This window comes from Burkholderia sp. BE12, from assembly GCF_002959955.1.
In the GTDB taxonomy this organism is placed as follows: domain Bacteria; phylum Pseudomonadota; class Gammaproteobacteria; order Burkholderiales; family Burkholderiaceae; genus Burkholderia.
On sequence record NZ_PREY01000061.1, the window covers coordinates 1 to 20,578 of the forward strand.

The 20,578-nt window shown below is 66.7% G+C and carries 18 protein-coding genes; 5 read left to right on the top strand and 13 right to left on the bottom strand.

Features of this window, described 5'->3' with window-relative positions; genetic code table 11:
* The first annotated feature begins 2 nt into the window (after positions 1-2).
* On the top strand, positions 3-683 hold the full coding sequence (locus C4B30_RS34280; protein WP_442778470.1) for a DUF2968 domain-containing protein: 681 nt from the start codon (positions 3-5) through the stop codon (positions 681-683).
* 89 nt (positions 684-772) lie between these two features.
* Here C4B30_RS34280 and hfq read toward each other — a convergent pair whose 3' ends face one another.
* Positions 773-1,351: an RNA chaperone Hfq gene (gene hfq, locus C4B30_RS34285; protein ID WP_027784302.1), complete on the bottom strand. Its 579-nt coding sequence runs from the start codon at positions 1,349-1,351 to the stop codon at positions 773-775.
* Between the two features lie 295 nt (positions 1,352-1,646).
* Between hfq and C4B30_RS34290 the strand changes: the two genes are divergently transcribed.
* Positions 1,647-1,931, top strand: a complete 285-nt coding sequence (locus C4B30_RS34290) for a hypothetical protein (RefSeq protein WP_027784303.1) — start codon at positions 1,647-1,649, stop codon at positions 1,929-1,931.
* Positions 1,932-1,958: 27 nt separating this feature from the next.
* Here C4B30_RS34290 and C4B30_RS34295 read toward each other — a convergent pair whose 3' ends face one another.
* From C4B30_RS34295 to C4B30_RS34310, 4 genes are all read right to left on the bottom strand, one after another.
* On the bottom strand, positions 1,959-2,876 hold the full coding sequence (locus tag C4B30_RS34295; RefSeq protein ID WP_027784304.1) for a DUF1571 domain-containing protein: 918 nt from the start codon (positions 2,874-2,876) through the stop codon (positions 1,959-1,961).
* A gap of 29 nt (positions 2,877-2,905) precedes the next feature.
* Positions 2,906-4,660 carry an AMP-binding protein gene (locus C4B30_RS34300; protein WP_027784305.1) on the bottom strand — a complete coding sequence of 585 codons (1,755 nt, stop codon included), beginning with the start codon at positions 4,658-4,660 and terminating at the stop codon, positions 2,906-2,908.
* A gap of 158 nt (positions 4,661-4,818) precedes the next feature.
* A complete protein-coding gene (locus tag C4B30_RS34305) occupies positions 4,819-5,640 on the bottom strand; it encodes a TetR/AcrR family transcriptional regulator (RefSeq protein ID WP_027784306.1) in 822 nt (273 codons plus the stop codon).
* 215 nt (positions 5,641-5,855) lie between these two features.
* On the bottom strand, positions 5,856-7,076 hold the full coding sequence (locus C4B30_RS34310) for an MFS transporter (RefSeq protein ID WP_027784307.1): 1,221 nt from the start codon (positions 7,074-7,076) through the stop codon (positions 5,856-5,858).
* A gap of 278 nt (positions 7,077-7,354) precedes the next feature.
* Here C4B30_RS34310 and C4B30_RS34315 point away from each other — a divergent pair, with 278 nt between their 5' ends.
* The 3 genes from C4B30_RS34315 (at position 7,355) to C4B30_RS34325 (ending at position 10,403) form a co-directional block, all read left to right on the top strand.
* The gene (locus C4B30_RS34315) at positions 7,355-7,897 is read left to right on the top strand and encodes a GNAT family N-acetyltransferase (RefSeq protein ID WP_027784308.1); all 543 of its coding nucleotides are present in this window, start codon (positions 7,355-7,357) and stop codon (positions 7,895-7,897) included.
* Positions 7,898-8,021: 124 nt separating this feature from the next.
* Positions 8,022-8,648: a ParB-like protein gene (locus tag C4B30_RS34320; protein WP_027784309.1), complete on the top strand. Its 627-nt coding sequence runs from the start codon at positions 8,022-8,024 to the stop codon at positions 8,646-8,648.
* A gap of 24 nt (positions 8,649-8,672) precedes the next feature.
* Complete coding sequence (locus tag C4B30_RS34325; protein WP_027784310.1) at positions 8,673-10,403, top strand: SulP family inorganic anion transporter; 1,731 nt, start codon at positions 8,673-8,675, stop codon at positions 10,401-10,403.
* A 22-nt stretch (positions 10,404-10,425) separates the two neighbouring features.
* On the opposite strand, the gene C4B30_RS34330 is transcribed toward C4B30_RS34325, so the two are convergent.
* From C4B30_RS34330 to C4B30_RS34365, 8 genes are all read right to left on the bottom strand, one after another.
* Positions 10,426-11,364 carry a carbohydrate kinase family protein gene (locus C4B30_RS34330; RefSeq protein ID WP_027784311.1) on the bottom strand — a complete coding sequence of 313 codons (939 nt, stop codon included), beginning with the start codon at positions 11,362-11,364 and terminating at the stop codon, positions 10,426-10,428.
* Between the two features lie 128 nt (positions 11,365-11,492).
* Positions 11,493-12,437 carry an ABC transporter substrate-binding protein gene (locus C4B30_RS34335; RefSeq protein ID WP_027784312.1) on the bottom strand — a complete coding sequence of 315 codons (945 nt, stop codon included), beginning with the start codon at positions 12,435-12,437 and terminating at the stop codon, positions 11,493-11,495.
* 86 nt (positions 12,438-12,523) lie between these two features.
* Positions 12,524-13,561 (bottom strand): ABC transporter permease subunit, encoded by a 1,038-nt coding sequence (locus tag C4B30_RS34340; RefSeq protein WP_027784313.1) that lies wholly within the window; start codon positions 13,559-13,561, stop codon positions 12,524-12,526.
* Between the two features lie 40 nt (positions 13,562-13,601).
* Entirely contained in the window at positions 13,602-15,155 is a 1,554-nt protein-coding gene (locus C4B30_RS34345) for a sugar ABC transporter ATP-binding protein (protein WP_027784314.1), read from the bottom strand.
* The gene (locus C4B30_RS34350) at positions 15,142-16,389 is read right to left on the bottom strand and encodes an ROK family protein (RefSeq protein ID WP_027784315.1); all 1,248 of its coding nucleotides are present in this window, start codon (positions 16,387-16,389) and stop codon (positions 15,142-15,144) included. The genes C4B30_RS34345 and C4B30_RS34350 overlap by 14 nt, the downstream gene beginning before the upstream one ends.
* Positions 16,390-16,547: 158 nt before the next feature.
* Positions 16,548-18,716: a beta-N-acetylhexosaminidase gene (locus tag C4B30_RS34355; RefSeq protein WP_051421389.1), complete on the bottom strand. Its 2,169-nt coding sequence runs from the start codon at positions 18,714-18,716 to the stop codon at positions 16,548-16,550.
* 201 nt (positions 18,717-18,917) lie between these two features.
* A complete protein-coding gene (locus C4B30_RS34360) occupies positions 18,918-19,313 on the bottom strand; it encodes a BON domain-containing protein (RefSeq protein WP_051421390.1) in 396 nt (131 codons plus the stop codon).
* 78 nt (positions 19,314-19,391) lie between these two features.
* On the bottom strand, positions 19,392-20,447 hold the full coding sequence (locus C4B30_RS34365; RefSeq protein WP_027784317.1) for a porin: 1,056 nt from the start codon (positions 20,445-20,447) through the stop codon (positions 19,392-19,394).
* Positions 20,448-20,578: the final 131 nt, after the last annotated feature.

A 20,578-nucleotide genomic window follows, 5' to 3' on the forward strand; every position in this document is an offset into this window, starting at 1 on the left:
GGGTGGGCGTATTGCTCGCGATGATGGGAGGCATTCAAGGCGCGTTCGCACAGGGGCTGGCAGGCAGCGATTCTCCGGCGGTGCAGCAGGCGTCGGCGCCGGTGGCCGCGATTCCGGTGATCGATTCGCCGGCGCAGACGTCGGTGCAGCCGCAGGCCGGCGAGACGACGGGGCCGAGCACGGTCGACGACTTGCAGCGCCAGATCCAGGCGCATTCGCTGACGGAAATGCGCACGAGCTACAACGGCAGCTACGGCGCCAGCTTGCTGTTCAACGTCAAGGACGGTGCGTATTTCGTCGCGCTGTTCCAGCAGAAGGCGTTCTGGCGCGTGATCAAGACTTACGACGAAACTCGTGCGGAAGCGATCTATCGCGATTTCTCGCACCAGGCCGAGCGGCTGGCCGTCAACGAACTACGCGCGGCGAAGCTCGAATCGCAGAAGGCGCAGATGGACAAGCAGATCGAAGTCACGCAGGACCGCGCGCGGCGTCTGCAGGCGGACATCTCGATCGCCCGTCAGCAGCAGGCGGCGGTGACGGATCGCCAGAAGAGCGTGCGGAGCGAAACGGCGGCGCTGCAGGCGCAACAGGCCCAGCTCCAGTCGCAACTGCGGGCGTTGCAGCAGCAGGTGCGTTCGCTGCAGCGCGAGGCCGACGCAGGCCTCCCGACGACGGCCCGCTGAACGCGGTAACGGCGGTGCGGCGACGTGCCGCGTCGACCGTACCAGTGAAAAAGTGAAAAGGGCAAGCCGGTTGGCTTGCCCTTTCTGTTTTACTGGCCGTCCGGCACGATTCGCCGGCGGCGTGTCACGATGACCGGCCCGGTGCCGCCGCGGGAATCCGACGGCGCGGCGTTGCCGGCTGCGTCGCCGGTGTCGCGCGGCGCGCCGTAGCTTTCACGGGGTTCACGCGGCTCGCGCGGTGCGCCGTAGCCTTCGCGCGGCTCACGCGGGGCGTAACCTTCGCGCGGTTCACGCGAACCGTAGCCTTCACGCGGCTCGCGGGAGCCGTAACCGCCGCCGTCGCCGCGCGATTCGCGCGGGCCGCCATGCGAGCCGTACGGGCTGTGACCGCCGCCTTCACGGCCGCCGGGGCGACCACCGGTGCGCGGGCCGCGGGGGCCGCCGCCGGGGCGCGAACCGCCCGTGTCGAGCTGGATCGTGGAAATCGCACGCTTGTAGATGCCTTGCAGACCCACGGGGGTGCGCAGCATCACCAGATACTGGTCGAACGACTCGATACACCCCGTCAGACGAATGCCGTTGACGAGATAGATTTCGACACGCTTACGTTCCTTGCGCGCCGAATTGATGAAGTCGTTTTGCGGATGGGATTCTGCGGGATTGGCCATTGAGGTGCGGCAGGAGCCTGCGTCAGAGAATATGTTGTGCGTGTGTGTGGCGTGTTCGTCCACAAGGCGTTTGGCGGAATTCTACCCTGTTCGATAGGGAAGCGCGCAGTCGTGATTGTGTCGAACCGTAACCCACTATAGACGTTCCGGCGCATTTTCGCGATTAGGCCAAACGGCCTAAGTCATTTCGTTACGTCGCGTTACGAGTCTCGCAGCCCCGTATCACCTCGGTGCGCGCGCCGCGCTTACATTGGTCGCGCGAGCCGGGCGGGCCGGCTTATCTGGGATCCGGAGCATGAACAAGAAGCAAGTGGCAGGAGTGATCGGGAGCATGGCGTTGCTCGTTTCGGGTAGTGCAATGGCGGGGCATGTGGACCTGTCGGTCGGCATCGGCGTACCGGTCGCACCGGTATATGTCCAGCCGGCGCCGGTCTATGTCGCGCCGCAGCCCGCCGTCGTCGCCTATCCGGGCTATGGATACGACTATTACGGCGATGACGACGACGATCGCTACCGCAAGTGGCGCAAGCACTATTACAAGCACTGGCATCGGCATCACGGCGACGACGATGACGATTGAGCCCGCAGCGGCCCCCGCCGGCGCGCGTCAGAACGCGTAGTCGGGGTTTTTCGGGTCGAATGCGGTGTCGTCGAGGGGCGTCGGCGCGATTTTCTCGATGACGATCCGCTCGAAGATCCTGCCGTCGTTGTCATAGGACTCGACGGTCCGGAAATAGGGCGCGTGCAGGTCGAGCCCCAGCACTTCCTTTTTCGCATAGAACTGCGGCCGGCCGGTCGGCGTTTCGTAGGTGAGCGCCACGACGCGCACGCCGCCGATCGTCCTGGCTTCCACGTCGGTCGGCCGCTCTACGCCGGCTTCCAGGTATTTCTTCCCTTCGGTCAGGTACAGGTTCGCGATGAACTCGGTGCCGAGATCCTTCACCTGATGATTCGACTGGGCGCGCGCCAGCGCGCCGTCGATCGCCGTCCATAACGGAATCTTGCCGAGCAGGCCACCGAGATGGCCGTACATCTCGTCCTTGCGCTGCGTCGTGTCGTAGATCGTCTCCTGTCCGGCATGCGCGCCGCCCGGCAGCCATTTCGCATACACGCGCAGCGGGCCGCGGGTCGTCTTCACGAGCATGCGGTCGGGCGTGTCGGACCATTTTCCGCTGATGCGCTCCTGGCGCACCATCGTGAACTGGTAAGACGGATAGCCGTTGGGGCCGTTACGGATATAGAGCGGCACGGCCAGCGGATCGAGCGCCTTGAAGAGCGCCGTGAGCGTCGCGTCGTCGAGTTGCGCGAGCGTGCCGCGCTGGGCCGCCGTGCGCAGCCAGCGCGCTTGTTGCGCGGGCGGCTCGTGCGTGACTTTCGCGAGATCCGCGGATAGCGCGGCTGCCGGCGCCGCGCTCGCGGCGCCGGCCGTTTCCTGTGCATGCAGGGCCGCCTGCGCGAGCGACAGCACGCACGCGACGGCCGCCGCGGCGGCATGCCGCGCGCGGCGCTTCATTCCTTCGTTCATCGACGGCGTCTCCCGGAGCAATGGATCGTTCAGCCTTGCTTCGCGGCCTGAATTTTGGCGAGTTCCTCGTCGCGCAGCGCGCGCCGCAGGATCTTGCCGACGTTCGTCTGCGGCAGCGCGTCGCGGAACTCGACGAATTTCGGCATCTTGTAGCCGGTCAGGTTCTTGCGGCAGTGCGCGAGTACGTCCTCGGCCGTCAGCGACGGGTCGCGGCGCACGACGAACACCTTGATCCGTTCGCCCTGTACCTCGTCCGGAATGCCGATCGCCGCGGCTTCGCTGATGCCGGGATGCATCACGAGCACTTCCTCGATCTCGTTCGGATACACGTTGAAGCCCGACACGAGGATCATGTCCTTCTTGCGGTCGATGAGGCGGATGAAGCCGTGCTCGTCCATCACGCCGATGTCGCCGGTGGCGAGCCAGCCGTCGGCGTCGATCACCTTGGCCGTCTCGTCGGGGCGCTGCCAGTAGCCGCGCATCACCTGCGGGCCGTGCACGCACAGCTCGCCCGGCTCGCCGATCGCGGCCCAGGTGCCGTCCTCGCGACGAAAGCGCACGAGGGTCGACGGCGCGGGCAGGCCGATCGAACCGCTGAACGCGGCCATGTCGTTCAGGTCCACGGGATTCATCGTGACGATCGGCGAACACTCCGTGAGGCCATAGCCTTCGACCACCGGCCGGCCCGTCACCTGCTGGAAGCGCTCGGCGACCGCGCGCTGCATCGCCATCCCGCCCGCCATCGCGAGCTTGAGCTTCGAGAAATCGCGCTTGCGGAATTCCTCGTTGTCGAGGAACGCGTTGTACAGCGTGTTGATGCCGGTGATCCCCGTGAAGGTTTCGTTGCGGATGATCTTCATCACCATCTTCATGTCGCGCGGGTTCGCGATCAGGATGTTGCGCCCGCCGAGCCCCATGAAGATGAACGCATTCACCGTCAGCGAATAGATGTGATAGAGCGGCAGCGGCGTGAGCACGGTTTCGACGTCGCCCGATACCTGGTCGGCGATCCAGGCCTTCGCCTGCAGCAGGTTCGCGATCAGGTTGCCGTGCGTGAGCATCGCGCCTTTCGCGACGCCGGTGGTGCCGCCCGTGTACTGCAGGAACGCGAGGTCGTCGCGCGTGATCCGCACCGGTTGCGGCTTGCCGCGCGCGCCGAGCGCGAGGGCGGAGCGCAGCCGGGTCGCCTGCGGCAGGTGATAGGCCGGCACGAGCTTCTTCACGTGCTTCAGCACGAAATTGATCAGGCGTCCTTTCGCGTTGAAACCGTCGGCGAGCAGATCGCCGAGCGCGGTGACGACGATGTGCTTCACCTGCGTTTCCGGCAGCGCGTCCTGCAGCGTGCGCGCGAAGTTCTCGAACACGACGATCGTCTGCGCGCCGCTGTCCTTCAACTGGTGCGCGAGTTCGCGCGCGGTATAGAGCGGATTCACGTTGACGACGATCGCGCCGGCCTTCAGCGTGCCGAACAGCGCGACCGGATACTGGAACGTGTTCGGCAGCATGATCGCGACGCGGTCGCCGGGCTTCACGCCGAGGCTTTGCAGATACGACGCGAACGCGTCGACTTTCCGCGCGAGCGTGCGGTAGGTCATCGACGCACCGGCGCTCACGTAGGCGACGCGGTCGGCGAAGCGGGTCGTGCATTCGTCGAAGAACTGCACGAGCGACGCATATTGCGTGACGTCGATCTCGTGCGGGACGCCGGGCGGGTACGACGCGTACCAGACGGCGTCGGTGTTCGGCGGAAGGTGGGCCGAGGTGGGTGCTGCGGAAGATGACATGACGTGTCTCCGGTCTTGGCTCTCGGCGGAGGGCTCGCGCGCAAGCGCCTGCCCATGCCCCGTGCTTCGCGGCCGGCCGGCGCGGGCATCTCGGCGCCGCGCACGACCGCGCGTATCGATCAAATCGTGAACAGGAAGCTGCGCGTGGCCTCGCGCGCTCAGTTCGTGGAATGCAGCGTCGCCGTCTCGGCGCTCGTCGGGGCCGACTGCGGCAGCCCGAACGCTTCGCTCGCGCCCGCGTCGTCGAGCACCGCCGCGAAGATCGACAGTTGCGCGCTATCAGGCATCGGCGCCTTCAGCGCGGCGACGATCAGCGACGACAGCCGCGCGATCATCTGCACGTCGTTCATCGTGCGGCCTTGCGAGAATTCGTCGATCAGGCTTTCCGTTTCGGCGCCCGCGAGCGCGCCGGACAGCGCGCCGATCGCGAAGTGCAGCCGCCAGCCGAGCTCGGTGCGCGGCAGGTGCGGCAGCGCGCGCTGGAAGGCGTCGAAGAAGCGGCCCGCGACGCTCGCGTAGTGCGCGGTCAGGAAGTTGCGCACGAACGGCGAGGGATCGGTGTATGCGCGGCCGATCAGCCGCAGGAACCCCGGCCCGCCGCGTTCGGGATTGCGCGATGCCTTCAGCGCCGGAATGAACATCGCGCCGAGCACATGCTCGCAGGTGATGTGCGTGCCGAGTTGCGCGTCGAAGCGGTCGAGGATGCCGAGGCGCTCCTGGTTCAGCTGGTCGAGCCGGCGCGACAGCATCGCGTGGATCAGCGCTTCCTTGCTGCCGAAGTGGTAGTTGACCGCGGCGAGATTGACCGCCGCGCGCGAGGTGATCTGCCGCATCGACATCGCTTCGAAGCCATGTTCGATGAACAGATCCTCGGCCGCATCGAGAATGCGCGCCTTCGTCCCGCCGGTCTGCCGCGTGCCCGATGATCGCGCCCCGGACGGCCGTCCCGCAGATGGCCGCCCCTCCTGACTTACTGCCATGTTCCGCCTCCCATGCCGGTTGCCCGGCCGCGAACAGGTGATTTGATTATCTGATTCAAACGATCGTTTTCGTTAAGATAAAAAAATGCGGGCGGGGCGGGCAAGCGGGGAATCTGGACCAATTCCTCTAGTTCGATGTGCAAGTGCGGAAAGCGCGACGCGCACCGCCTGCTGGGCGGGGCGCGCGCGATGATGCGGCGCCGCAACGCGCGGGTTCACCCGGCGGTGGTACGCGTATTGACCGATTGCGTCATGTCGATGCCGCGCCGCTCGCGGCTGAACAGGATCAGCACGGCGATCGCGACGGCGACGATGCCGGCCACGAGCGCGAGCGCGAAGCTGTAATTGTTGTGGTTCGACACGGCGAGCGACGCCTGTATCGTCGCGTTGCCCGAGGCGAGCAGGTTGCCGAGCTGATAGACGACGCCGGGGAAGGTCGCGCGGATTTCGTCGGGCGAGATCTCGTTCAGGTGAACCGGTATCACGCCCCACGCGCCCTGTACCGAGATCTGCATCAGGAACGCGCCGGCGGCGAGCGCGACCGCGCCGCTCGAGAACGCCCAGAGCGGCAGCACGGGCAGGGCGATCAGCGCGGCGATGAAGATCGCGCGGCGTCGGCCGATGCGCTCCGAGATCGCGCCGAACGACAGACCGCCGACGATCGCGCCGATATTCAGCACGATCGTGATCCACGACACGGTATGCGGATCGAAATGATGCTGTTCGCGCAGGAACGTCGGATAGAGATCCTGCGTGCCGTGCGAGAAGAAGTTGAACGCGGTCATCAGCACGATCGCGTAGATCGTGAGTTTCCAGTTCTGCTTCAGCGTGGCGCCGAGGCTCGGACGCTGACGCTTCTCCATCTGTTTCCATGCCGGCGATTCGGGCACGTGCGCACGCACGTACAACACGAGCAGCGCAGGCAGCACGCCGACCATGAACATCCCGCGCCAGCCGATGTATTGATAGAACAGCCCGAACACGATGGACGCGAGCAGATAGCCGCTCGGATAGCCGGCCTGCAGCAGCCCGGACACGAAGCCGCGCGCGTGGGTCGGCACGGTTTCCATCGTCAGCGCGGAGCCGACGCCCCATTCGCCGCCCATCGCGATGCCGAACAGCGCGCGCAGCACGAGCAGCGCGGTGAGGCTCGGCGCGAAACCCGACGCAAGTTCGAGCAGCGAATAGCACGCGATGTTGACCATCAGCGTGGGGCGGCGGCCGAAGCGGTCGGCGAGTCGGCCGAAGATCAATGCGCCGAGCGGGCGCATCGCGAGCGTCAGCGTGAGCGCGAACGCGACGGCGGGGATCGTCGACGCGAATTCCGCGGCGATGTCCTTCAGCACGAAAACCATCAGGAAAAAATCGAACGCATCGAGCGTCCAGCCCAGGTAGGCGGCGATCGTGACGTTGCGTTGCTCGCGGGTCCAGCTCATGTCCGGGTCTCCTCGTTGGCTTGCGCGCTCGCGATATGCATGCGGATACCGGCCCGGCTCGCGCGCGCTGCGGGCACTGATCGAGTGTAGGCTTCCGCGCTGCGCGATGTGGGGCGCGATAGCCGCGAATCGGGAATAATCCCTACGAAATGCACTGTTTCGGAAACGGAAACGGGACCGCGCGCGACACGCGACAGGTATCTGTATCATTTCGGAAGGCTTTTTGTATCAATTCTGTAATGCGCTCGATGCGCCATGCCACCGAATCAGGAGTCCGGATGAACGACCGTTGTGACGACACATTGCCCGTGCTGGAAACCGCGCGGCTGTGGCTGCGTCCGCGCGTGCTGGCCGATCTCGATGCGTGCATCGAGATGGATCGCGATCCCGAGGTCACGCGTCACATCGCTGGGCCGTGGCATGACCCCGTCGAGCATCGGCGCTTCGTCACGCACCGCATCACGCGCGACTATCCGCCGGGCCTCGGCTACTGGTCGATCTTCGAGAAGGCCGCGCCCGAGGTGTTCATCGGCTGGATCCTGCTGATTCCCGACTATGAGGGCGGCTCGCGCGACGTCGAGATCGGCTGGCGGCTCGTGCGTGCGACGTGGGGGCGCGGCATCGCGAGCGAAGCCGCGGCGGCCGTCGTGCGGCATGCGTTCGACACCGTGCGCCTGCCGCGCGTGATCGCCGATATCGCGGAGGCCAACCGTGGCTCGCTGAACGTGGCGCGCAAGCTCGGCATGCGGCGCGTGAGCGTCGTGCACGACGGCATTCCTTACGTTCGTCATCGTCTCGAACGCAACGATTTGCGCGCGTAGTGCGGCATCGTGCGCGCGACAGGTGTCAGAGATCGTCAACCGGACGCGCATCGAGGTCATGACGGATTAACGGCTTGCGCGATCAGGAGTATCGTTGCCGGAAATTCACAACATGGGTACGACCATGGCACTTGGCAACGACGTTCACCTCATCCCCGTCAGGCTCGACGCGCTGCGTCCGACTCAGATGACGGTCGGCTATCGCGAAGTCAAGGCGAAGCGCAAGCACTGGAAGGCGCTGAACAAGCGCGCCCGCAAGGCCGCGATCGAATCGCACTGGTTCCCGGCCGTCCTCGGCCCGGACGGGCTGCACTACATCACCGATCACCACCATCTCGGCCTCGCGCTGATCGAGGAGGGCGAGGCGCGCGTGAACGCGATGCTGCTGAAGGATCTGTCGTGGCTCGACGACACGATCTTCTGGCGGATGATGGAACACAACCAGTGGGTGCACCCGTTCGGCCCGGACGGCTCGCGGCGCGACTATGCGCATTTGCCGAAGGTGCTGACGGGGCTCGAGGACGATCCGTACCGCAGCCTCGCCGGCGAGCTGCGCACGGCGGGCGGCTATGCGAAGGACGCGACGCCGTTCAGCGAATTCCTGTGGGCCGACTATCTGCGCGAGCACGTGTCGCTCGACCAGATCCGCAAGAACTTCGCGAAGGCGCTCGACATCGCGCTGCATCGCGCGCACGACCAGGATGCGCGCTATCTGCCCGGCTGGTCGGGCGTGATTGCCGTCAAACCCTGACCGGCTCCCGGCGCGTACCGCCTCATGACGACCACTCCGATCCGCCCTGACGCGGGGCCGCAGCATCCTGACCATTTCGCGGCGCTCGACACGCCGCCGGCGCCGCGCACGCGACGTATCGGCCTCGATGCGCTGGCCGGCCTGTCGATTGCCGGCCTGCTGATTCCCGAGGCGGTCGCGTATGCGGGCCTCGCCAACCTGCCGCCGCAGGCCGGCCTGATCGCGCTGCTGTCGGGGCTCGTCGTCTATGCGCTGACGGGCAGCAGCCGCTTCGCGATCGTGTCGTCGACGTCGTCGTCTGCTGCCGTGCTCGCGGCGACCGTGCTCGCCGAATCGGGGATGGCGGTGGCCGCGCAGCTCGCGCTCGCGGCGGCGCTCGTCGCGATGACGGGCGTGCTGTTCATCCTGGCGGGCGTCGCGCGGCTCGGCGGCATGTCGGATTTCGTCGCGCGGCCCGTGCTGCGCGGCTTCACGTTCGGCCTCGCACTGACGATCGTCATCAAGCAGCTGCCGAAGATTCTCGCGATTCACGTGCAGCACAGCGATGCGCCGCGTGTGGCGCTCGATCTGATAACCGGCGCGCCGCATGCGGACCTCGCGAGTGCCGTGCTCGGCGCGATCGCACTCGCGCTCCTGTTCGTGCTCGGCCGCGGCTCGCGCGTGCCCGCGACGCTCGTCGTGATCGTGCTGTCGATCGCGGCGGGGTACGCGGTCGACTGGCAGCGGTACGGAATCGCGGTCGTCGGCCATATCGACTTCCGGCACCTCGAATTCGGCTTGCCGCATCTCGATCGCAACGCATGGATGCAGACGGTCGAGCTCGCCTTCGCGCTGATGCTGATCCTGTATGCGGAGTCGTACGGATCGATCCGCAATTTCGCGTTGAAGCACGGCGATACCGTGTCGCCGAACCGCGACCTCGTCGCGCTCGGCTGTGCGAACCTCGTGTCGGGCCTGCTGCACGGGATGCCGGTCGGCGCCGGCTATTCGGCGACGTCGGCGAACGAAGCGGCCGGTGCGCAGTCGCGCTTCGCGGGCCTGTGGGCGGCGGGCGTGGTCGCGCTGATCGTCTGGCTGCTGCTGCCGCAGCTCGCGCGCACGCCCGAGCCGGTGCTCGCGGCGATCGTGATCTTCGCGGTCAGCCACTCGCTGCATCCGTCCGTGTTCCGGCCGTACTGGGCGTGGCACCGCGACCGGCTCGTCGTGATCGCGGCGCTGCTCGCGGTGCTCGTGCTCGGCGTGCTGCACGGGCTGCTCGCGGCCATCGGCGTGAGCCTGCTGCTGACGCTGCGCAAGCTGTCCGAGCCGAATGTCAGCGTGCTCGGCCGGCTGCGCGACAGCCACGATTTCGTCGACGTCGCGAGCCATGCCGACGCGAAGCCGGTGTCGGGCGTGCTGATCGTGCGGCCCGAGGCGCAGTTGTTCTTCGCGAATGCGGACCGGATGCTCAATCGCGTGCGGGCGCTGATGAAGGCCGCACCGGACACGCATACCGTGATGTTGAGTCTCGAGGAAACGCCGGACGTCGACGGCACGACGATCGAATCGTTGCGCACGTTCGCGGCCGAATGCGCGGCGCGCGGGCTGCGGCTCGCGCTCGTCCGGCTCAAGATGCACGCGCTGCATGCGCTGCGCCGCGCGGCGGACGACACGCTGCACGACGACGCGATGTCGGAACTGAGCGTCGACGAGAGCCTGCAACTCTTGCAGGCTGGCCGTCCGCCGGCCGGCAGCGACGGCCCGAGCGCCGCGTGAGGGCGCGGCGCCTCGGCGCCGTCTATTGCGAAAGCGCGGCGCTGGCGGCGGTGCGCTCGATCATGTCGACCACTTCCGCGGCCGTCGGCGCATAGGCGCCCGCATGGGCACAGGCGACCGCCGCGCACGCGGCCGCGTAGCGCAGATGCTCGGCGGCCGACGCTTCGGGCCGGGCAAGCTGGCTCGCGAGCCAGCCGCCGATGCTCGCGTCGCCGCAGCCGACCGTGTCGGCAACCTCGGTCGGGAACGCGGGCTGAAACAGCACGGTATCGCGATGCAGCAGCTGCATGCCGGCTGCGCCGCGCGTGACGAGGAGCGTCGCGTCGGGCGCCCACGTGCGCAGTTGCGCGAGCGCGGCCGCTTCGTCGAGCTCCGGAAACAGCCCGTGCAGATCCTCGTCGGATACCTTGATCCAGTCGGCGATCGCGGTCAGCCGGCGTAGCGTGTCGCGATACGACGGCGCGGCCATCGGGGCGCGGAAGTTCGGGTCGAACGAGATTCGCTTGCCGGCCGCGCGCGCGGCCTGCGCGAGCGCGATCAGGCGCGACGCGAGCGGCTCGCGCACGACGCCGAGCGAGCCGACGTGCACGATGTCGGCCGCGTCGAAGGCGCCGGCGGGCAAGTCGGCCGGATCGAAGGCGAGATCGGCGCTGTTTTCGCCGATGAAGAAATAGTGGGGCGGCTGTTTTGATACGACCATCGCGAGCAGCGGTGCGCGGTCGACCTGCCGGATGAAACGCATGTCGAGGCCCGCGTCGGCGCTCTTGCGCATCAGCTCGTCGCCGAAGGTGTCGCGGCTCACCGTGCCGGCGAAGGCCGTCGGCGCGCCGAGTCGCGCCCCGACGCGCGCGACGTTCCAGCACGAGCCGCCGGCGACGCTGTGCCAGTGCCGTGCGTCGTCGCGGATGAAATCGGTCAGCGCTTCGCCGAAAACGATCAGGCGGGGAAACGTCGTCGTCATGTGTAAACCTTGTGCCGCGGTATCGTGCGCGGCCGTACGGCGGTTGATCTGAACGGACGGGTAGTGCCGGCCGTCGCGCGTGGCGACGCGCGCCGGCACCGCCCGGCCTCGCGGGCGCGTCGCCGCGATCAGCGCGGGGAACTCCAGCCCTTGTAGGTCTTCACGTTGTCGCGCGTGATGAGCGTCGGCTCGATCAGGATCATCGGGTTGGCCGGCTTCTGGCCGTTCATGATCCCGTAGCCGACGTTGACGGCCTGCTGCGCCATCGCCCACGGATCCTGGCTCGACGACGCCTGCACGAGCGTGTTCGACTTCAGCGCCACCTCGATGTCGGGTGCGCCGTCGACCGACGTGATCACGATGTTCGGGCGGTTCAGCTGTTTCGCCGCGAGATCGGTGCCGATCGCCTGCGGGTCGTTGATCGTGAACACGCCGTCGAGCTTCGGAAAGCGCGTCAGGTAGCCCTGCATCGCGTTCATCCCGCCTTCGCGCGAGCCCTTGCCGTCCTGGTCGCTCGACAGCAGCTTGATGCCGGCGTTCTTCGCGAGCACGGCCTTGCAGCCGTTCACGCGATCGATCACGGCCGACACTTGCGGGCCATTCTCGATGAGCACGTTACCCTTGCCGTTCAGCTTCTTCGCGAGGTAGTCGCACGCGAGTTCGCCGGCCTTCACGTTGTTGGTCTGCACGGTCGCGTTCGCGCCGGCCGCCGCGACGTCCACCGCGACGACCGTGATGCCGGCCGCCTGCGCCTTCTTCACCGCCGGCTCGATCGCCTTCGGATCGGTTGCGTTGAGCAGGATCATGTCGACGTGCGCGGAGATGAAGTTGTCGATCTGCGTGAACTGCTTGTTCAGGTCGTAGTCGGCCGACACGGCCGTGACCTTCGCATTCGGGTTGAGCTGCTTCGCGCGCGCTTCGGCGCCTTTCACGATCGTGACGAAGTACGGATTGCCGAGGGACCCGACCGTGACGCCGATCGATTTCAGCGGCTTGTCGGCCGCATGGGCGGCGGCGGCGCCGAAGGCGAGTGCGCAGGCGACGGCGGTCAGGGCGGCGGTGTGCTTGAACATGTCGTTGTGTCTCCGTGAGGTCTGTTGGCGAACGGGCGCAGGCGGACCTGCCCGCGCGCCGATGGTTGAGCTGTGAGGAAAGGGTGTCAGGTCCGGGCCGAGTCGCGCTGGCGATAGCGGTCGAGCGCGACCGCGCCGATGATCACCAGCCCCTTGATGATGTACTGCCAGATGTCGGACACGCCCAGCAGCACGAGCCCGTTGGTCAGCACCGCGATGATCAGCGCGCCGATCAGCGTGCCGACGATCGAACCGACGCCGCCGACGAAGCTCGTGCCGCCGAGGATCACCGCGGCGATCGCATCGAGCTCGTACGACTGGCCGAGCTGCAGGCCGTTGGCCGCATACAGGCGCGCGGCCGACATCACCGCGCCGAGGCCCGCGAGCAGGCCCGACGCCGCATACACGAACATCTGGATCGCCCGCACGTTGATGCCGGACAGGCGCGCGGCTTCCGGGTTGCCGCCGACCGAATAGATCCGCATCCCGAGCACCGTGCGGCGCAGGATGAACCACGAGATCGCGATCACCGCGCATGCGATCACGACGAGCCACGGCACGCCGAGGATCGAGCCGTTGCCGATGAAGGCGAACGGCAGTTGCGGATTGAACACGGTCGTGTCGTTGCCGATCAGGCGTGCGACGCCGCGCACGGCCGTCATCGCGCCGAGCGTGACGATGAACGGCGGCAGGCGCAGGAACGAGATCAGCCCGCCGTTGATCGCGCCGAACACGAGGCCGACGGCGAGCGCGAACGGCACGCCGAGCCAGCCCCAGCCGGGAATGGTCGACGCGAGCAGCGCCGCGACGGCCGCGGCGGCGAGCACCGAGCCGACCGACAGATCGATGCCGCCCGTCAGGATCACGAAGGTCATGCCGGCGGCGAGCACGATGTTGATCGATGCCTGCTGCGTGACGATCGACAGGTTCTGCAGCGAGAAGAAGCCGTCGGTGAGGAAGCCGAAGCCGATGCACAGGACCAGCAGCACCGGCAGCATGCCGGCCGTGCGGATCAGCGATTGCATGCGGGCGCGATGGTCGGCGCCGCGCATCAGGGGCGTGCGGTTGGCGACCGGTTGGGCGGTCGCGGAAGCGAGGTTCCGCTGCTTGGTCGGGTTGATCATTTCGGTACCTTGAAAGAAGAGGGAAATGAAGGGGCCGTGGTCAGTGCGCGTCGGCCAGTTCGGCCTGCGAGCCGGTGGCGAGCGCGATGATCGCTTCCTGCGTGATCGGCGTATGCGTGTGGCCGCCGAGCTCGCCCGCGATCTCGCCTTCGCGCATCACGAGCACGCGGTCGGCGACGCCGATGATTTCCGGCAGTTCGCTCGAGATCACGATCACGCCGACGCCGGCACGGGCCAGTTCGTTGATGATCCGGTAGATCTCGGATTTCGCGCCGATGTCGACGCCGCGCGTCGGTTCGTCGAGAATCAGCACGCGCGGCTTCGTCTCGAGCAGGCGCGACAGCAGCACTTTCTGCTGGTTGCCGCCCGACAGCGCGCCGACGTTGACGTTCGCGTGCGGTACGCGGATCGACAGCGAGGCGATCGCGTCGCGCGCGCGCTCGGCGCCGCGGGCGAGATCGAGCGCGCCGAGCCGGGCATCGCGGTTGCACACGGAGATGTTGATGTTGTCGCGCACGCTCATGTCGAGGAACAGGCCCTGGCGCTTGCGGTCCTCGGTCAGGTAGACGAGGCCCGCGTCGATCGCGTCGCGCGGCGAGTGCGCGCCGAACGTGCGCTCGCCCAGCTTCACGTCGCCGCGCACGCGCGGCTCGGCCCCGAAGATCAGCCGCGCGAGCTCGGTGCGGCCCGCGCCGACGAGGCCCGCGATGCCGAGCACCTCGCCGGCGTGCAGGTCGAGGCTGCAGCCGCGCACGCGCGCGCCGTCGCCGATGTCGCGGACCGACAGCAGCAGGTGGCCCGGGTCGTACGGTGCGTGTTCCTTCTTGTAGAAGCCGGAGATGTCGCGGCCGACCATCATTGCGACGAGCCGCTCGGCCGACAGCGCCGCGCGCTCGAGCGTGCCGACGTACGCGCCGTCGCGCAGCACCGACACGCGGTCGGACAGTTCGTAGATCTCCGCCATCCGGTGGCTGATGTAGATGATCGCGAGGCCTTCCTCGCGCAACTGGCGGATCAGACGGAACAGGTGTTCGGTTTCGCGCGACGACAACGGCGTGGTCGGCTCGTCCATCACGAGGATGCGGGCGCGGGTGTGCACGGCGCGTGCGATTTCGACGAGTTGCTGTTCGGCGATCGACAGCGTGTCGACGAGCGCGTCGGGCCCGAACGGGGCGCCCAGGCGCGCGAGCACGTCCTGGCAGCCGCGCGCCATCGCCGCGCGGTCGATGGTGCCCCAGCGCCGGTTGCCGCGGCGCAGTTCGCGGCCGACGTAGATGTTTTCCGCGACGGTCAGGTTCGGCGACAGGCACAGCTCCTGGTAGATCACCGCGACGCCGGCATCGCGCGCGGCGAGCGGGCCGTCGATGTCGATGCGTTCGCCGTCGATCAGGATCTCGCCGCCGGCGTCGGCGCGATAGGCGCCCGACAGGATCTTCATCAGCGTCGATTTGCCCGCACCGTTCTCGCCCATCAGCGAATGGATCTCGCCCGGATAGACGGTCAGGCTGACGTTGTCGAGCGCGCGCACGGCCGGGAACGTCTTGCTGATCCCGCGCATCTCGAGCAACGGACGGGGCGACTCAGAACGCGACATGGTTGACCTCCTGCGAGTCGGTGCGGGCGCCCTTGAGGATGCCGGCCCGCGGGGAGAAGTTGAAAAACATCGGCAGCGTGGCGGCGCCGATCGCGCCGGCGTCGGCGCCGAACGTGCCGCGCACGAGCACGGGCGTACCGCGCGCCTCGGGCGCGGTGGCCACGAGCGCCGCGCGCAGGCGGGTCGTGACCGCTTCGAGCAGGCCCGCGTCGGTATCGGCATCGATCACGACCACCGGCGCGTCGATCACGCACAGCACCGCGCGCAACGCCGGCGCGAGTGCGTCGACGCAATCGTCGATCCATTCGTCGACGGCCGGCAGGCTGCGGGCGATGCACGCTTCGAGATCGGCGCGATTCTCGACCGTCTCGCCGCGATGGCGCAGATGGCGCACGAGCGCATGCAGCGAGGCGCGCGCGAGCAGGATGTCCCACTGGCCGCGCGGCGGCGGCGCGGACGCCAGCCGGCTCGGCGGCACCGGAATCACCGCGATGTCGCCCGCGTTGCCGGTCACGCCGCGCAGGCAGTCGCCGTCGACTGCGATCCCGCCGCCGATCGCCGGCCCGATGAACAGGTAGACGAAGTCGTCGCACTGCCGGCCGTACCCGTAGAACAGTTCGGCGATCGCGGCCGCGTTGCCGTCGTTTTCGCCGAATACGGGCAGCGACAGCGTGCGGCCGAGGTCGGCCGCGAAATCGACGTCTTCCCACGCGCGGAACGTGTCGGGCGCGAGGCCGAGCTCGCGCATCCACGCGCCGAGGTTGTACGGCTGCGCGACGCCGATGCCGGTCAGGCGGGCGCGGTCATGGTCGGGGAGCAGGGCCTGCATCGCATCGATGTCGTGACGCACGATCTCGAGCACGTCGGCGGGCGGGGGAAGCAGCGTGTCGTGCGAGCGGCGGCCGAGGACGTCGCCCGCGAAATTGACGAGCGCCGTCTCGATGCGCATCCGGTCGAGATGGACGCCGATGCCGAACGCGCCGCGCGGATCGAGGCGGATCAGCGAAGCCGGCTGGCCACGCTGGCCTTCGGTGCGGCCGGCGAATTCGATCAGCTTCGCGTCGGCGAGCGACGCGATGATGCTGCCGACCGCCGTACCCGTCATGCTCGCGAGACGGGCGAGATCGGCCTTCGATGCGCTGCCCGCGCGGCGCAGCGTCTTCAGCAACAGGCGCTCGTTGTAACGGCGCACGTTGGCCGAATTGCTTCCCTGGCCGAAGTGCGGGCTTCTCATGGCGTCTCCTTCCATGTCGCACCGCTCGGCGGCGCATTAAATAAATCACGTTGATTTATTTAACCCCGTGAGCGCCCGTATGTCAGCCTAGGGAAATCCCGGTGCATTACATCAGACGTTTGGTATTGGAGGCCGGCGCGCGGTGGCGGAGCAGTGCACTAGCGAGCGATGGTGGTGCCCTCGAGCAATCGACCGATCGCCGGCGTAACGGCAAGCATGAGGTCGGCCGGCTGCGGATGCCGAGCGATATCGATTGCGCTCGTCATCTTCGCGAATCGCTGCTCGGTCTCGGCTTGTCGTTGGATGATGGCGCGAGCATTCTCCAGCAGGTCTTCCGGCATTGCGTTGCCGTGCTCCTTGAGGTCGAGCGCCGCGAGGCCAGCGTTGGCGAGCCGTGCAAGATCATCCGAAATGGGCAGTGCCGCCTCCAGCAGCGGCCGCCCCTTTGCCGCCTGGGCGAAGGCGGGTGCGTTGTCTCGCCATAGCGTCAGGTGCCGGACGAGCGACGCCACGCGGCTCTTGTCTCCCGACAGGTAAGCGTCGACATCGAGTTCGAAGGCCCTGGCGGTGAGGCTGTCCGCCGACGCTCCGTCAGCCAGTTCGTTGAAGTGCTGGGGTCGAGGCTTCTTGCCCAGGATGAGTGCCGCCAGTACTTTGGCATGCGCGCGGCCGCGTACGGGTTCCACGACATCGAGCAACGTGAGAATCGGGGCAACGTCGTCCGGCGCCAGCCGCGCTGCAATCCGGCGCCTGTTGACGTCGTCCTGCAGCCCCAGAATGCGCAATCTTTCCTGGGTGACGATCAACCGGCGATAGAGATCCGCGCTATCGCGAACCGAGGCTGGCGACCAGAACCGCTCGGCGAGTGCCGCTGTTCGCGGCCACAGCCGTCCTTCAATTTCGTCGGGAGAGAATTCGCCACCCCAGAGTGCTGCTTCCGCGCCGATGACGCGCTTCTTCTGACCTGCCGACAGCGGCGGCAAAGGCTTGGCGACATGGTGTTCGTTGACCAGCCAGCTCAGCGCGGGGTTACCGCGAAGTTCGGCGAGAACGCCCGGCGTGACGGTGCTCGCGGCGCTTGAATCGAAGGGGTCGAGCGCATAGAACTTGGCGGAGGGCCATAGGTAGTCGAGATAGTAGCCCGCCGACACGATGACTCTATTGCCGTCGGCGGTGGCGAGTGCCGTCGAATTCGACGAGCGCCACGCTTGCACGATGACGTCTTTCGGCAAGGGTCGATCGGCGATCTCGTCCCATCCGATCATCGTTTTCCCGTGCCGCGCCAACATCGCATCCATCCGGCGAACGAAGAGCGCCTGGAGATCCTCCTTGGCAGTGATGCCATGTGCTTTCATGAATGCCTGGATATCGGCATTCCCGGCCCAGGCGGCGCCCGCTACTTCATCGCCACCGGTATGAATCCAGGGCCCCGGGAACAGCTGGGCCATTTCTCCGAAGAGGTTATCGAGAAACTGATAGGTCGCTTCGTTCACCGGATTGATCGCCGCGACCGCCCGTAATGCAGGTTTGTCGGGATCGATCGGCGTGGCGGAGAGTTCGGGATAGGCTTTCAACAGCGCGAACGAATGGCCCGGCATGTTGAATGTGGGGACTATCGTGATGCCGCGATCGCTGGCATAGGCGACGAGCTCACGGATTTGCTGCTGCGTGTAGTACCCGGATGTCATGCTGGTCAAACGCGGATAGCGCAGGCTTTCAACCCGAAAAGCATTGTCCCCGGCCAACTCCAGATGCAGGACGTTGAGCTTGACCCGTTCCATCGCATCAATCTGGCGCTTGATGGTCGAGACGGAGATGAAGTTCGTCACTGCATCAAGCATCAAGCCGCGCCAGGCCAGCCGTGGCTTGTCGTCGACGGTAGCGAAATGAAGGGTGGCGCCCTCGCCGAGGTCGACGAGCTGTCGTAGTGTTGCGAGGCCCCGGCTAACGCCGATCGGCTCCTCCGCGCTGAGCATGATGCCTTGCGCTGTCACGGCAAGGTGATAGCTTTCTTTGGCGGTCAGCGCGTCGGGCATTGCCGACGACTTGCAGGAGATCGTGAGCGCAGGCCCGTCGGGTTTGTGGAATTCGAGGCCGGTCAGACGCTCCACGTCGTGCTGAAAACGTGCCACGGCATGATCGGCGAAGCCTTCGCCGCAACCGTTCGTGGTTACGCGAAATGCGCCTGCAATCGGCAGCGTGCCTTCATTGACCGCTATGTGTGCGGGTTGAGGCAGCATGCTTGTTTTTGCAGTGACTTGCGTTGGCATGCCTGGCGAGACGGTATCGGCCATTGCGCCGGTGTTGCCAGCCAGGAGCAATACCATAAGTAATCCAGATCGAAACATATCGCGCATTCCTTTGAATCCTTGCGTAAGGGCTGGCTCTTTGGATGCGATCCGCGTTCCCCTTGCCGTGCCCCCGGTCGAGGGCGAGCAGAGCCGTTTCGGCAAGCACCGCTCCGGTTTCGAGTCGCGGACGTCGTGCTGCCGAGGGGGCATGTGGTTTTCTTTCATGTCGTCTTGGGTTCAAAGCAGTTGGCCAGTGATGCGAAGCTGGTTCTGCACCGCGGTGACACCCCGAATCCGTCGCGTCGCTTCCAGGGCAAGCCCCGCCTGCGTCGTATCGGCGACGCTCCCCTGCAATGTGGCGATACCGTCGCGAACGCGAACGATAATGCGCGTTGCGTTCAACCCTTTCGCGCGTGCCAGTGCGGCTCGGACGCGCCGCGCGAGAAGCCGGTCCTCGGCTTTGCGCTGCTTGTCCGCAGCCGCGTCGGGCGTGGACTGCTGTACGGCGTCGGACGACGGCGGGTCGACTTCTGATCCGTTCGACGCGGTGGGATGCGTGCCGGCCTGAGCGGAACCGGCGACACATGCCGAAATCAACGCCAGAAGCGGAATCGCTCGAGCAAGGTTCTTCATCGGGTGTTTCCTCGTGCGGTGAGGTGGGGAGCAAGTCGAACCACGCATCGGGTGGTGGCGGATAGGCAAGCGGCATGTCTAGAAGCGCGTCATCAGGCCGACCGATACGCCCGTCGTCGCGCTCGCGCCGGGTCGCAGGTTCAGCCCCGCGAGGTTCACTGGATCCCGCTTGTAGGCTCCCGTGAAACCATTGCGGTCCACTTCCGCATAAATTTCGGTTCGCTTCGACAGGAAATATTCGGCGATCAGATACGACGTGATCTTGTGTCCGTTCGCTCCCGGGACGTTGCCGAGGTTGCGGCCGATATCGTCGTAGAGCGCGCCGGTCAATTGGAGGGAGGGCGTCATCTGCCAGATCAGCCCGACGAGCGAAAGATTGTCGCGCCGCGTCGCGCCGCCGGCATGCTTCGCGGTCACGTCGAAACTGGCATTAGCCACTTGCACGCGCACCGGCCCGAGTTGCAGCATGCCGCCCGCCATGATCGTCTGCGCGGCCTGCGTGCCGTCAGGACTGTAGGTCTTGCCGTAGGACACGCCGACGGCGGCGCCTTGGTACTGATACAGCCCCGCTGCGGAGAAGTTGGTGCCGGCACGCTGATTGCCGGCTACGCCACCGGGCGAATAGCTCGCGGAAAACCGGAGGCCGCCAGCCTCGCCAAGGTACTTGATCGTATTGTTGAACCGCGGATCGACCGTGAAATAGTTGCCGAGAAACAGCACGCCCGGCTCCGTCGCGAATGGTCCCAGGCCGCCAGCCGGATCGAGGAGGACGCCGAGATCGCCGGACGCGTTGAACTGTCTGCCGAGCGTGACGCGGCCGAAGGGGCCGCTCACGCCAACATAGGCCGTCTGACCAAACAGGGCCGCGGCAGGCTGCAGCGTTCCCGTGCCGATACTGAACTGGCCTGCAAGCGCGAATATCGCCTTGATGCCGCCGCCGAGATCCTCCCGACCTTTCAGTCCGTACAGGTTGCCGGCGACCGAGTTGTCGTCGAAACCGGCCTGGCCGCCGCCTTTGACGCCGTTTACCCAGCGTATCCCGCCGCCCAGCGTGCCGAACAACGTCACGCTGGACTGAGCCTGGGCGAGTCCTGGTAGTACGGCCAGCAATATGGCCGACAAGGCTTTTTTCACTGCAGTCTCCTTATATCTTCGATTTGCTTCAAACTTCAGTTGTGGCCCGCCGTGAGGCGGGCTGCCTTACCGGTTGGCGGCCATGGCACAGCTTGTGTCTCCTGCGAGCCATCGAGCTCGAATCACAGCTC